This window comes from Alteromonas sp. G5_S2_22_S1 (assembly GCF_054968525.1).
In genome coordinates this window covers 266,289-280,164 of sequence record NZ_JBQKUJ010000003.1, presented here as the reverse complement: position 1 = coordinate 280,164, position 13,876 = coordinate 266,289, and the positions used below count along the sequence as shown (strand labels likewise).

General features: G+C 44.7%; 14 protein-coding genes. 7 read left to right on the top strand and 7 right to left on the bottom strand.

Annotation, left to right across the window (positions count from 1 at the left end):
- Positions 1–66 precede the first annotated feature (66 nt).
- The 6 genes from ACTRWF_RS05580 to pspF are packed head-to-tail and all read right to left on the bottom strand — an operon-like array spanning position 67 to position 6,636.
- Positions 67–870, bottom strand: coding sequence for an ATP-binding cassette domain-containing protein (locus ACTRWF_RS05580; protein ID WP_012517710.1), 804 nt, complete (start codon positions 868–870; stop codon positions 67–69).
- The gene (locus ACTRWF_RS05575) at positions 870–1,865 is read right to left on the bottom strand and encodes a peptide ABC transporter ATP-binding protein (protein ID WP_020743083.1); all 996 of its coding nucleotides are present in this window, start codon (positions 1,863–1,865) and stop codon (positions 870–872) included. Before ACTRWF_RS05575 ends, ACTRWF_RS05580 begins: the two co-directional genes overlap by 1 nt.
- A gap of 1 nt (position 1,866) precedes the next feature.
- The gene (locus ACTRWF_RS05570) at positions 1,867–2,760 is read right to left on the bottom strand and encodes an ABC transporter permease subunit (protein ID WP_012517712.1); all 894 of its coding nucleotides are present in this window, start codon (positions 2,758–2,760) and stop codon (positions 1,867–1,869) included.
- Positions 2,747–3,778 (bottom strand): ABC transporter permease, encoded by a 1,032-nt coding sequence (locus ACTRWF_RS05565; protein ID WP_020743084.1) that lies wholly within the window; start codon positions 3,776–3,778, stop codon positions 2,747–2,749. The genes ACTRWF_RS05570 and ACTRWF_RS05565 overlap by 14 nt, the downstream gene beginning before the upstream one ends.
- Positions 3,775–5,511, bottom strand: a complete 1,737-nt coding sequence (locus ACTRWF_RS05560) for an ABC transporter substrate-binding protein (protein ID WP_462835227.1) — start codon at positions 5,509–5,511, stop codon at positions 3,775–3,777. Before ACTRWF_RS05560 ends, ACTRWF_RS05565 begins: the two co-directional genes overlap by 4 nt.
- A gap of 3 nt (positions 5,512–5,514) precedes the next feature.
- A complete protein-coding gene (gene pspF, locus ACTRWF_RS05555) occupies positions 5,515–6,636 on the bottom strand; it encodes a phage shock protein operon transcriptional activator (protein WP_012517715.1) in 1,122 nt (373 codons plus the stop codon).
- A 221-nt stretch (positions 6,637–6,857) separates the two neighbouring features.
- On the opposite strand from pspF, the gene pspA reads away from it, so the two are divergent.
- From pspA to maiA, 7 genes are all read left to right on the top strand, one after another.
- A complete protein-coding gene (gene pspA, locus ACTRWF_RS05550) occupies positions 6,858–7,541 on the top strand; it encodes a phage shock protein PspA (RefSeq protein WP_012517716.1) in 684 nt (227 codons plus the stop codon).
- A 74-nt stretch (positions 7,542–7,615) separates the two neighbouring features.
- Positions 7,616–7,855, top strand: coding sequence for an envelope stress response membrane protein PspB (pspB, locus tag ACTRWF_RS05545; RefSeq protein WP_012517717.1), 240 nt, complete (start codon positions 7,616–7,618; stop codon positions 7,853–7,855).
- Positions 7,852–8,298 carry an envelope stress response membrane protein PspC gene (gene pspC / locus ACTRWF_RS05540; RefSeq protein WP_012517718.1) on the top strand — a complete coding sequence of 149 codons (447 nt, stop codon included), beginning with the start codon at positions 7,852–7,854 and terminating at the stop codon, positions 8,296–8,298. Before pspB ends, pspC begins: the two co-directional genes overlap by 4 nt.
- 202 nt (positions 8,299–8,500) lie before the next feature.
- Positions 8,501–9,301, top strand: coding sequence for a phenylalanine 4-monooxygenase (gene phhA / locus ACTRWF_RS05535; protein WP_012517719.1), 801 nt, complete (start codon positions 8,501–8,503; stop codon positions 9,299–9,301).
- A gap of 202 nt (positions 9,302–9,503) precedes the next feature.
- Positions 9,504–11,060 (top strand): transcriptional regulator TyrR, encoded by a 1,557-nt coding sequence (tyrR, locus tag ACTRWF_RS05530; RefSeq protein ID WP_020745542.1) that lies wholly within the window; start codon positions 9,504–9,506, stop codon positions 11,058–11,060.
- 472 nt (positions 11,061–11,532) lie between these two features.
- Positions 11,533–12,543 (top strand): fumarylacetoacetate hydrolase family protein, encoded by a 1,011-nt coding sequence (locus ACTRWF_RS05525; RefSeq protein WP_462835226.1) that lies wholly within the window; start codon positions 11,533–11,535, stop codon positions 12,541–12,543.
- A gap of 133 nt (positions 12,544–12,676) precedes the next feature.
- Positions 12,677–13,330 carry a maleylacetoacetate isomerase gene (maiA, locus tag ACTRWF_RS05520; RefSeq protein ID WP_462835225.1) on the top strand — a complete coding sequence of 218 codons (654 nt, stop codon included), beginning with the start codon at positions 12,677–12,679 and terminating at the stop codon, positions 13,328–13,330.
- Between the two features lie 41 nt (positions 13,331–13,371).
- Here maiA and ACTRWF_RS05515 read toward each other — a convergent pair whose 3' ends face one another.
- Entirely contained in the window at positions 13,372–13,839 is a 468-nt protein-coding gene (locus ACTRWF_RS05515; protein WP_012517723.1) for an Lrp/AsnC family transcriptional regulator, read from the bottom strand.
- Positions 13,840–13,876 lie beyond the last annotated feature (37 nt).

The window sequence follows — 13,876 nt, the reverse complement described above, 5'->3', positions numbered from 1 at the left end:
TTAATAAGGTAAGGGGCAAAGGGTTTGCCCCTTTTTAATACTCAACTCTAAAACCCACGGTGGGCTTTAACGAATTGTGTTTTGCGGTACTAACGACTGATAAGCAGTGATAAGCTTTTTTGTTCGGGTGTGTTGCGGCCATCTGAAAATGGTTTCTGTCTTGCCTTCTTCTACGATTTCTCCACCTTCCATAACAATCACCCTATCTGCAATGTGCCTAACTATACCTAAATTATGGCTTATAAAGACGAATGCCAAACCCAATTCTTGTTGAAGCTGAAGTATAAGGTTTACGGTTTGAGAGCGAATTGAGGGGTCTAATGCCGCGAAAGGTTCGTCAGCTACGAGTACTTTAGGTTTTAAAACAATGGCTCGTGCTAGCGCCACGCGCTGTTGTTGACCATCAGAAAGCATGTGCCGGTAAAAGTAATAATGCTCGCGCAGCAGCCCTACTTTTACCAGCATATCCTCAATAATAGGCTTGCGTTCTGCTTGAGGTAAGCCGGTATTTAAACGTAGGGGCTCATCTAAAATTTTACCCACGGGAACAGACGGATTCATCGACTCCGCGCTGTGCTGCAAAATCATTCTAATATCGTGGGTACGTTTTTGCTGGCCATCTTTGGATTGGTATTTTGCTAAGTATTTGTGAGTATTAATCTCAATTTCGCCCGCGTCAGCCGGCAAGGCACCAACCAGCAGTTTAGCAAGCAGTGATTTACCTGAACGGTTTTCACCGATAATGGCAATGGTTTCGCCGCGCTTTACATTTAAATTCACAGGGCCCAGTTGAAATACTTCTGGCCTTTTTAGCCAGCGTTTCTTTTCATTGTGAATAAACGTAAGGTCTTTTACCTGCATGATATCCATTACAGCTTCTCCATGTGCAGCGGGTAGTGGCAGCTGTAGCTGTGATCATGGATTTTGCGTGCGGCAGGTGTTTGCACACAGGCACGCTGGGCTCGCGGGCATCTAGGGCCTAATCGGCAACCAATTGGTAAATGCTGAAGCGTTGGGATAGAGCCGCTGAGCGTGGGTAGCAGTGACTTAGGGGGCAAGTCTTTCCTAAAGCTCGGCGCGCTGTCCAGCAGTGCTTTGGTATAAGGATGTAACGGGCGCTTTTTGATATGCTTCATTTTACCCGACTCAACGGTCTGACCGGCATATAGAACCGTCATCGAGTGTGACATACTCGCAATTGCCAGCAAGTCGTGGCTCACGAAAAGAATAGATAACGAACGCGTTTGGTTTAGCCGAGTAAAAAGCTTAAGAATTTGTGTTTTAGTGGTGGGCTCCATACCGCGAGTTGGATCATCAGCAATCAATAATTTAGGCTGTGATACTAACGCCATTGCAATCATAAACTTCTGCCCAATGTCGGCAGGTATTTGGTGTGGAAACGCACTTAAGTAATGTTTGTGGTGCTTTATACCCACTTTATGCACCGTACTAATGGCTATCTTTTTACGCTGCTGTGCACGCTGCCAAAACCAGCTTCCTTGAACAAACTCATCAGGGATACTTTCCTCTAGCTGTTCGCCAAGGGTTGCCGATGGGTCTAAGCTCGCCTGAGGATCTTGGAATACAACGGCAATTTCTCGACGCATTACTTCGCGGCGCTGTTGCACCGACATACCTAATAAGTTTTCACCGTTCCAACTCATCCTGTCGGCCGTCAAATTCCATTGATTGGGTAGTGCGCCGCAGATAGCAGAAACAATTAAACTTTTACCCGAACCAGACTCACCCACAAGGGCACGAATTTCGCCGCTACTTACAGATAAGTTAACTTTATCCAGTGCTTTGATAGCGCCTTCACTACTTTGCATTTCTAAGGTGAGATTTTTAATATCAAGCATTGGCATATTAATGACTCACTCTTTTTCGCAGGGCCGAACGCAATCCGTCACCCACAATATTAATGGATAACACCATAAAAAATATTGCCATACCCGGTACGGCTACATTCCAAGGTGCAAGGTAAGCAACGTCTAGGCCGTCGGCTAAAATTACGCCTAATTCCGGTAGGGGAGACTGAGCGCCAAGGTTTAAAAAGCCTAAGGCGGAAATATCTATAACCGCGATGGAAAGCGCAAGGGTACTTTGCACCACCAGCATTTCGGTCATATTAGGCAATATAGAGTGAACGAAGAGTTGCCACTTGCTCGCGCCATCGAGTTTAGAGGCCACTATGTATTCTTTTTTCATCTCTGCCCGCACAAAGCTGCGAGTATGGTGCACGAACTGGGGGATAAGCGCCAATGTAATCGCCCACATGCTATTGACCAAACCTGTGCCTAAAATTGCTACAATAATAATGGCAATAAGCAGAGTAGGAATAGCCATTAACGCATCGAGTAAATGGTTAGCAATACTGGAGCGCACTCCTCGCAACATGCCTGCGAAGGTACCAAGACTAACACCCACTAGCATGGCTAGTACGACGGTAATAAACGCTGAACCTAGCGTTATTCGACAGCCATAGATAATGCGGGTAAAAAGATCGCGACCTAACGCGTCGGTGCCGAACAGGTGTGAAATAGATCCATTGGTTACCCAACTAGGTGGAATTAATAAGCCGTCTATATTTTGCTCTACTGCGTCGTAGGGCGTAATCAGAGGCGCAAAAACGGCGCACACGACAAACAGCGCGAGCATAATCAGGCCCAACATAGAAATGTGGCTTGCTTTAAAAGAGGCCCACGTCCGCTGCCACGGCGACGGATGGAACTCTTCGTCGTACAAACTAAACTGTGGCACGTTCGTATTTCTCTCTGCTTGGGTCAATCATGCGGTTAAACAAATCGATGAGGATTGTTAAAGTTATAACAACAGAAGATACCGCCATCATTCCAATTCGTAAGGCGGGATAATCCCGTTGGTAAATGGCTTGAATAAGCCAATTTCCTATGCCTGGCCATGAAAATAAGGTTTCAACGATCATCGCATTAGTAATAAGCGTGGTAATTTGAATAGCCATTAGGGGCAATATGGGAAGCAGGGCGTTGCGCAATATATGTCGGAAAAATATTTGCCAGCTTGATAGGCCGCGGGACAAAGCGGCTGCAATGTAAGGTCGGTGCTTTACATCAATAACTGAGCGTCGAGTTACTCTTATCATCGATGCGGTAGCGATAGCGCCGATTGAGAAGGTAGGCAATGCAATGTGCGACAGTGCGTCTTTAAACGCCAGAGACTTGTTTTCAATATCAGATAGTAAAATATCGATAAGGATAAAACCAGTTACAGGCTCAATGTCATATAGCAGGCTGATACGTCCAGACATCGGCGCCGCGTCTAACTGCAAACTGAAAATAAGAATGAGTAAAAGGGCAAACCAAAAAACAGGAAAGGAATACGTAGTAATGCTCACGCTATTAATAAGGTGGTCTGACGTTGAATAGCATCGAATTCCAGCGTAATAGCCTAGCGGAACACCAACGAATAGGGCCATTAGCATAGCGTAGGTTGCTAGCTCTATCGTGGCTGGCATCGCGATGCCTACCTCTTCTCTTAGCGGCAGTCCGGACGTAAAGCTATAGCCCCAGTCACCGGTGAGTAGGTTGCCTACATAATAAAAGAACTGAAAAATATAAGACTGGTCTAGCTTGAACTGCCGCTCTAAGGCTGCACGCTGAATGTCGTTTTCTGGCACTAAGCCTGTTAAGTTTTCCAGTGTGTCACCCGGAAAAAGGTAAGCGAGCGAAAAAGAGATAATCGCTAACACCAAAAGGGTTAACACAAATAACGTGCAGTATCTTACGAGAATTTGGATCACAGTGTTTTTTCTACTCCACCAAAGCGTACGCCGCCATAGGGATTAATTGTCATTCCTTCCAACTCATCTCGGTATGCCTGATAGCGATAGGCATGGGCTATTGGAACTAACGGAAGGCGTTCATACAGTAATCGGTTTACCTGCCGGTAAATAGCTGTGCGGGCTTCAATATCATCAGTTTGAAGGGCGCTGTTAAGTAATCTATCATAATCTTCGTTACACCACATGGCGCGGTTTGTGCCAGAAGGGATAGCGCCACAGCTTAGCAGCGGGCGATAAAAGTTATCCGGGTCGCCATTATCTGCTGACCAGCCGATAAGCACAGAATCGTGTAAGCCTTCTTGCAAATGCCGTCTAAAGGTTGTCCAGTCGTAGCTAACAATGGTTGCTTCAACGCCTACATCATTTAAATAACGCTGAATAAGTTCGGCCATTTTAGTGGCATTGGGGTTATAAGAGCGCTCTACAGGCATGGCCCATATTGTCATTGAAAAGCCAGGTTTTATACCTGCATCTGCCAGTAACTTTCGCGCTAAAACTGGGTTATAGGCCGTATCATCAGCATCGTTTTGAAATGCCCAACTCGCTGCAGGAAGAAGGGTCTTAGCTCGCGTTGCGCTGTCAAAGTAAACGGCTTCTAACAGCGTGTTTTTATCAATGGCCACGGCTAAAGCGCGTCTTACATCGGGGTTATCAAAAGGCGGACGCTGAGTATTAAAAGCCCAGAAGCCAACATTCAGCCCTGGCTTTTCAGCGAGCGTAAGATCGTCTCTAGCCCTTATTACCTCAAGCTCTGTTTGAGCGGGAAAGGCAGTGGCGTCGCACTCGCCAGTCATTAACTTAGCCAGTCGTAGTGAGCTGCGTGGCGTAATATCAAAAATAAGCTGTTCAACTACGTGTCCGTCTGTCTTTTTAGAAAGACCATCTGCTATCGCTTCGCTGCTATTTTCACTTTTTGCGTTGGTTTCAATATTCTCAATATCGCGGGTAATGTTTGCATTTTCGGTCAATAACCGGGTGCGCCAATAGTTTTCGTGCCTAAGGTACTTTATGAAATGGTCTTTGCGATAGCTATCAAATTTAAACGGTCCGGTCCCGATGGGAAGCTCATCTATTTTGCTCGGTGTGCCGGCGTTGGCCAACTGAGTAGCGTATTCCTCTGACAATATTACCGCGAAATCTGTCGCTAAATTTGCTAAAAACGAGCTATCGCGATGTTTGAGTTTTATCTCTACACGGTAGCCGTTGATCCGTTCGACAGATTCAATGTTTTGAGCAAGGCCAATACTTTCAAAGTAGGGGTAGCGACCGCCGGACACATAGTGATAAGGGTGTGAGTTTAGTCGCCACCTGTCGATGCTAAATATTACATCGTCGGCGTTAAAGTTTCTTGTCGGCTCAAAATAACGAGTAGAGTGAAACGACACGTCTTTTCGAAGCTGAAAGGCATAGGTTAAGCCGTCATTACTTACAAGCCAGCTACTGGCTAAGCTTGGCACAATGCGGCCAGATTCAGGATCGAAATCGAGAAGCCTGTCGTAAAGTTGGTGAGAGGAAGCATCTGACGTTGTGCTTGACGTATCAAGTTGGGGGTTAAACGTCACTGGATTGCTTTCAGAGCAGTAAATAATACCCGTATTGTAAAACGCTTGTTTATTCTGTTTTGCACAGGATGCAACAAGAAGCGCTGTACATAAACATAATGACAAACGCTTTACCAAACTATGGGACATGCTTTACGCCTCGACGCTTTCAGCGGAAGAATCTAGTAAGTTATATTTTTTGAGATAGCCACGCAGCTGATGATATGTCAGGCTCAATTTTTCAGCGGTTTTCTTTTGATTAAACTGACTGTCAGCAAGTGCCTGTTTTATCATATCTATCTCATATTGTTGAGAGCGTTCTTTCAAATCTATGGGATATTCGACAGATTCTTGCTGATTGCTTGGCGTTAAAGGCGTAATGTCAGCGCTTTCTATCACATCTTTTGTATGGTCGGGTTGTGAGGACACGATAGGACTTGCTGACTCAGAAGTGCTTACTCTATCCTTAGTCTTAACTCTACCCTGTGGACGATAAACGGATTCAAAGGGGTCAAGAATGATTTCGTGAACCGGTAGGTGAGGGTTGTTAGTGCGGTAAACGGCGCGCTCAACTACATTTTTCAGTTCTCGAATATTTCCGGGCCAATCGTAATCAAGCAGAGTACGCTTGGCTTTTTCAGTGAAGCCGCTAAAGAGCTCCATCTCCATCTCACGGGCCATATTAATGGCAAAATTTTCCGCTAACATCATGATATCTTCCCGTCGCTCTCGAAGCGGGGGGATGGTAATCACATCGAAGGCTAGCCTATCTAGCAAGTCGGCGCGAAACTCGCCTGCATCGGCAAGGGCAGGGAGATCTTCATTTGTCGCTGCAATAAGCCTTACATCGGTTTTCACCGATTTACTGCCGCCCACGCGTTCAAACTCCCCATATTCGACAACGCGAAGGAGCTTTTCTTGAATTAGACCCGAAGTATTGGCAAGTTCATCGAGAAACAGTGTGCCGTTATGGGCGACTTCAAAACGACCTTCTCGTCGTTTCGACGCACCGGTAAATGCCCCAGCTTCGTAACCGAAAAGCTCACTTTCTAAAAGGCTTTCATTTAGGGCTGCGCAATTCAGTTTGATATAGTTTTGGTCCCAGCGCTTAGATAAGAAGTGAAGACGCGCTGCAATCAGTTCTTTACCTGTACCTCGCTCTCCTATCACAAGGACCGGTTTATCTAACGGTGCTATTTGTGAAATTTGCTCTAGCACTTCTAGAAAACTGTTCGCTTGACCTAGCAAATTGTCTTGCTGACGATACCTACTCATTAAAAACCTCAAAAGTTAGTCATTTCGACCAATTAGTAGTGTAGAACAAAAAATATTGAGAAACGAGCATTATTTGAACTTATAAAAACGGTATGAAAAATAGAGACTTAGCGTAAAGGTAGAGTTGGCAAGCATATTGAATACGATTAATACCAAGAGTAATCTATTTATCAAGTGTGGTGTTTTTTAACACTTACCATTTTTAGCAAGAGGTAATTATTATGGGTATCTTCTCGCGTTTTACAGATATTGTGAATTCGAATATTAATGCGATTTTAGACAAAGCCGAAGATCCTGAAAAAATGGTTAGATTAATCATTCAGGAAATGGAAGACACATTGGTTGAGGTGCGCTCAGCGTCGGCGAAAACCTTGGCCAATAAAAAAGAAATAGCCAATCAAATTGCGAAGTACGAAAGCGATGCAAGTGATTGGGAAGCAAAAGCAGAACTTGCTTTAAGTAAAGATAGAGAAGATTTAGCGCGAGCAGCACTGCAGGAAAAGAAAAAGTCTGCAGAAGCCGCAGAGACGTTAAGTAAAGAGCTTGCAATTGTTGAAGAGCAAATCAGCAAGCTTCAAGATGAAATTGGTCAGCTACAAGATAAACTGGCCGACGCGAAGAGTCGTCAAAAAGCCATTATCATGCGCCAGAAAACGGCTAGTTCTCGTCTTGAAGTGAAAAAGACGTTGGACAGCACTAAAGTAGATAATGCAATGGGACGCTTCGAACAATACGAGCGTAAAATTGATGATCTTGAGTCGCAGGTTGAAGCCTATGACTTGGGCAAGAAAACCTTACAAGATGAGTTTGCTGAGCTAGAAGCCAGTGATAAAGTTGAAGACGAACTGGCTGCACTTAAAGCAAAAGTAAAAGGTGCCAATAAAAGCACCGAAAAATCAGAATAAGAAAAATAGGGTGTACCCTTTGTATGCCAAACGCAGCAAAGGGTAAATACATCAGGGTTTGAGGAGAGATTGAGATGGATGAAGGTATAATAGCAATGCTGGTGATGCCCCTTGTGGTTTTCACAATATTTGTTGCTCCCATTTGGCTAATTCTACATTATCGCAGCAAAAAGCAAGTCAATCAGGGCCTTAGCGCTGAAGAGCATGCGTCGTTGAAAAACTTAGCAGAGCAAGCCGAAAAAATGAGCGAGCGCATTGAAACGCTAGAAGCCATTTTAGATAGTGAGGCGCCTGAGTGGAGGAATAGAGCATGAGAAATGGTAAACAGCTCTACCGAAACCCAGAGAATGCGCGTATTGCAGGTGTGTGTTCAGGCGTTGCAGAATACTTCGGTTTAGAAACATGGCTAGTAAGAATTTTAGTCGTTACCGGGTTCTTTTTATTAGCCGGGCCGTTCATTTTTGTCGCTTACATTGCCGCTTGGTTTATTCTAGATAAGAAACCTGCGGGATTAAACGAGGCGCCAACGCCCCCAGTTTTTTCACGGGGAAAAGGCTGGACTAACCCAAACAACGGTCAGGTTAAAAGCCCAAAGGTGGAGGTGAAAACCAAAGTCTGGCAAGCCGGCGAGCCACCTAAACAAGCGTTTCACGATATTCGAAATCGTTTCGAAAAAGCGGAAGAGAGACTTCGCAAAATGGAGACCTACGTCACATCTCGCGAATATCAACTTAATAAAGAAATTAGCCGCTTGTAACCCCTTCAAAATTCTCTGCTATAAGCAATGAAAGCCGCTTTTTAATAGCGGCTTTTTCTTATAAAATCAGCTGCTTTTGTTGTTAATGTAAAATTTCTGTTACAGTTGAATCTTTACCCCCATTGCGCATTTGTCTTTTACAAGCGGCTAATTTCATTAGACTGATAGGTAAGTTTTTTAAACCTTATTGGTTACAGAAGTTATGCCAAAATCAACGCAATACCAGTCGCGACAATCTGATGAAAATGGGGTCATTCATTGGTCAGATGAAGAGAACCAAATTTGGTCGGAACTGTACGAAAGACAAATTCCGCTGGTAAAAGAAAGAGCATGCCAAGAGTACTTAGATGGGCTAGACCTATTAAAGCTTAACGAAAAGAAAATTCCACAGCTGCCTGATATCAACAAGGTACTAATGGAAAAGACCGGTTGGCAAACGGCTGAAGTGCCCGCCTTAATCAACTTTGGCGAGTTTTTTAGGTTACTGGCTAACAAACAGTTTCCAGTTGCCACCTTTATTCGCTCCAGAGAAGAGTTTGACTACCTGCAAGAGCCCGACATTTTTCACGAAGTATTTGGACACTGCCCGCTGTTAACCAACCCGGCGTTCGCGCACTTCACACATACTTATGGAAAACTAGGGCTGGCGGCGAGCAAAGAAGACCGGGTATATTTGGCGCGGTTATATTGGTTTACTGTCGAGTTTGGCCTAGTGAGAGCGAAAGGGGGGCTTAAAATATATGGTGGCGGTATCTTATCTTCGCCGGGAGAGACTATTTACGCGTTAGACAGTGATGAACCGTTGCGTAACCCACTTACTGCAGTTGATGCGCTGCGAACGCCGTATCGCATTGATATTATGCAGCCGCTTTATTATATCCTACCTGAATTCGACCACTTATTTGAATTGGCCGAAATGGATATTATGGCATTGGTTGAAGAGGCTAAATCTCTGGGGTTATTTTCCCCACTTTTCCCGCCTAAAGAGAAAAAAGCGAGCTAACACTATTGTTAATTAAATGTGTTTTATATAGGATGCCGCTCGTTGTAGTGGCATTTTTTTTACGCCCGATTTTACCTATCGCTTGTCATTACCTCGTTCTTGCCACTACCAATTTTAACCTTCTGTAACATTTATCTTGTTATCTTTTTGTAAAAGTATGATACTCTGTACATATATGTTTACAAAATAGCTATAATACCCTATGCGTCTAGAAATCAGTTGTCAGGATCGTCTTGGTATTACTCAAGATGTGTTAGATATTCTCGTAACCAAAGAAATAGATTTACGCGGTATAGAAATCGATCCCGCGGGAAAAATTTTCCTTAATTTTCCCAATATAGAATTTGCCGACTTCCAGCATCTCATGCCACAAATTCGCCGTATCGATGGTATTGATGACGTGAAGACCACGCTTTTTATGCCTGGTGAACGTGAAAAGAATCAGCTTTCAGCAATTTTAAGAACGCTGCCTGACCCTGTTTTTTCCATTGATGCCAAGGGAAACATCGTGCTGTGCAACGAAGCGGTAAGCGCGGGCTTAGAAACGCCGTCTAGCGACATTGAAGGCACAGAAATTAGTGAAGTCGTAAAAGGGTTTAACTTTACTAAGTGGATGGACGGTAAATCGCCGGGCCCGCAGTCGTCAAAGGTTAAGTTTATTCAGCAAGATTATCTTGCCGATATGTTGCCTATTACCGTACCTGACGGCGATAAAAATATGATTATGGCCGGTGCAGTGGTCATATTGAAATCTGAAATGCGTTTGGGCCAGCAATTTACTGCTTTCCATCAGTCGCCTACGGATAGTTTTGACCGCTTTATTGCGCAGTCACCGTTTATGAAACGCGTGGTGCATGAAGCTAAACGCATAGCCGATTTAGATGCCCCTATTCTTATTTTTGGTGAAACAGGAACAGGAAAGGAAATGATTGCGCGTGCGTGTCATCAATCGAGCCGTCGAAGTGAAGGTGCATTTTTGGCACTTAACTGCGCGTCATTACCCGATAGCGTGGCGGAGACCGAGCTTTTTGGTTATGCGGCAGGCGCGTTTAATCAGCCGAATGCTAAAGTTGGACTTTTAGAGCAGGCGAAAGGCGGCACCCTGTTGCTCGATGAAATTGCTGACATGTCGTCACAGCTTCAGGCTAAATTGCTACGGGTTTTAGAAGACGGTGAATTTAGACGCGTAGGCGATGCTGAGCCGGTTAAAGTGGACGTACGCTTTATTTGCACTACCTGCCGAGACTTAGGTCAGCTGGTTGAGGAGGGGCGATTTAGAAAAGAGCTCTATTATCGCCTCAATGTACTTAGCTTGGTCATGCCATCATTAAAAGACCGCAGGCAAGATATCGTGCCCCTTGCCGAATCGTTTATTGTGCAGCATAGCACAAAACTGGGAAGACGACCGGCGAAGCTTAGTAAGTCATGTGTCGACTTTCTGCAGCAGTATCCGTGGCCTGGTAACGTAAGACAGCTACAAAATGCCCTTTATCGCGCATTGTCGCTGCTGGATGGTAAAGAAATTACTAAAGAAGATATTCAGCTTCCCAGCTGTGCACCTAGCGTAACCTACATTGACGAGAACTTTGAAGGTACCTTAGATGAGGAAGTTAAAAAGTTTGAAAAAGACTTGCTAAAACGCTTATACCCCTCTTATCCAAGTACCCGTCAGTTAGCGAAAAAGCTTGGTTTAAGCCACACGGCGATTGCTAACAAACTTCGTGAATACGGTATTAATAAAGCAACCGTGAAGTTGTAATGACAAGGGCGTGGCGAGCGAGCGTTTATTGCGCTGCGTTATAATAACGCGGGGTTTACGGGCGCAAGCTCGCACGACTTATTTCAACGTCAAACGGTAACTGCCGACCATTTAGCTACAAATAAAATAATGAATAGGTAAATAGCTCGGAAAACCGGCACATGGCTTTTCGCTGTACGTTAACCTCTCTACACGCCTTAATTTGCGTGTTACGAAAAATTTACAATCAACGCAAAGCTAGTGGGATAAAGCGGCGCGTATCTTATTAACGCTTACTGCCGTACACCCTTTCTTACAGGCCAATAAAACTTCGTCACTGTAAGTCTTCTCACCTATACCAACTAGTGGCATAACTGTACTTACGCATTTGTATAAAGTGTTGGCGTGCTTGTGCGCTCGTTATTGAGTATGTAGTGAGCGTTAAAAAATATGAAAATAGCCACGCCTGCCAACCGTTTTCGAGGAAAGAAGAATGAAGTTAGCAACCTATAAAGATGAAACCCGAGATGGCTGCCTAATGGTGGTGTCGAAGGACCTTTCTCGAGCATGCAGTGCACAAGACATTGCAAAAACAATGCAGGATGCGTTGGACAATTGGAAGGAAGTTGCGCCACAGCTTCAGATGAAATACCAGGCACTTAATGAGCAAAGCTGCGAAAGCGTGACTTTTGATGAGTCTCGCTGCGAATCGCCGTTGCCAAGAGCATACCAATGGGCAGATGGCAGTGCGTACGTAAATCATGTGGAACTGGTAAGAAAAGCACGTAATGCAGAAATGCCTGAAAGCTTTTGGACAGACCCACTGATGTATCAAGGCGGGTCTGATGATTTTATCGGCCCAAAAGACGACATTATCCTTCCTAACGATGATTGGGGAATTGATTTTGAAGGTGAAGTTGCAGTGGTTACCGACGATGTACCGATGGCATGCACACCGGATAAAGCGTCAGAGCGAATTCGCCTTATTATGTTGGTCAACGATGTTTCCCTTAGAGGTCTTATCCCGGGGGAATTAGCGAAAGGGTTCGGCTTCTTCCAATCAAAGCCTGCGTCAAGCTTTTCACCAGTAGCGGTAACGCCAGATGAATTAGGAGACGCGTGGAAAGACAACAAAGTGCATTTGCCGCTGCGTTCAACCTATAACGGTGAACTGTTTGGTAAGCCTGAAGCCGGACAAGATATGACCTTTGATTTTGGGCAGCTTGTTGCTCATGCAGCAAAAAGCAGAAACTTGGGGGCAGGGGCTATCATTGGTTCCGGTACTGTGTCGAACAAACAGGGAACTGACTATGGTTCTGCGATAGCAGAAGGCGGTGTGGGTTATTCGTGTATTGCCGAAGTACGTACGATTGAAACCATTCGCGACGGTAAGCCTTCAACGCCATTCATGCAATTTGGCGACCGAATTCGTATTGAAATGCTTGATGAAAACGGGAGCTCAATATTTGGCACTATAGAACAACAGGTAAAACCACTTAGCTAAAATAAGTAGTGGTAACAGCCGCTGATCTAATGAGCCGTATTGCGCGCATGTTGCGAGCAGCGGCAATTAGCCTGATTTAAGGCGTTAAACACTACGATGACCCAGCGCAATGTAAAACAGGCGAGGTAATACCATGAGTATTAAACTTTATGGCTACTGGCGTTCAACCGCCTCTTATCGTGTGCGAATAGCACTAAATTTAAAAGGTGTTGAATATGACTATGTGCCCGTACACTTGGTAAATAATGGTGGGGAGCAGCATAGTAGTGAGTATTCACAGCTGAATCCTGCTCACTTGGTCCCAACGCTGGTCGACGATGATGAGGACATCATTCTCAACCAGTCCTTAGCGATCATTGAATACCTTGATGAGCGATATGAGAGTGAGTATCGTGTTATCCCTGAGCATCGGACAGAACGGGCAAGGGTGCGAGCGTTGGCGCAAGATATTGCCTGCGATATACAGCCTATTGGAAACCTTCGCGTGTTAAATGCGTTGAAAGGAAATTTTGAAGCATCACAGGATGATGTGGCTAAGTGGGCAGCTCATTGGATAACCCTTGGGTTTGACGGTATCGAAAAAAGGCTGCAGACCCAAGCGGGTAAGTTTTGCTTTGACTTTAATGTTACGCTTGCAGATATCTGTTTGGTGCCGCAAGTTTACAACGCTCAGCGGTTTAACGTAGACATGAGCCGCTACCCGCTTATTAGCAAAATAGCAAAAAACTGTAACGAGATTGACGCATTCAAAAATGCAATGCCTGAAAATCAAGTAGACGCCAATTGAGTGGAAGGGGCGGAATATGTACTCTGACCCCCAAACTTGAGCTACTGACGTTTAATGGGAAGCTCGGTGGTATTTTTAACCTGCTTCAATGCAAAGGTTGAGCTTAGGTGGTCAACGAGAGGCAGGTGCGTTAATTTAGTCTTAAGCAAAAACTCATATTCTTCAATGCTCTCTACAATCACTTTTAGCAAGTAATCTTTTTCACCACTGGTGGTGTGGCACTCCACAATTTCATCAATGTTTTGTACCGCACTTTCAAAATCAGTGAGCGAGTCACCGTCGTGGTTTTTCAACGTAACGTAAATAAAAACCGATACGCCTAAATTAAGCTTTTTACTATTGAGCAAGGTGACTTTACCGAGAATAATGCCATCGGCTTCCATCCGCTTTACCCGTCTCCAACAAGGAGTATGAGATAATCCTACGCGTTGGCTTAGGTCGGCCATTGACACCGTGGCGTCTTGTTGAAGAACGCGTAAAATCTCACGGTCAAATTTATCCAATTTCATTAACACTGTTTCCGTCGCTTTTATGATGTTTATTATA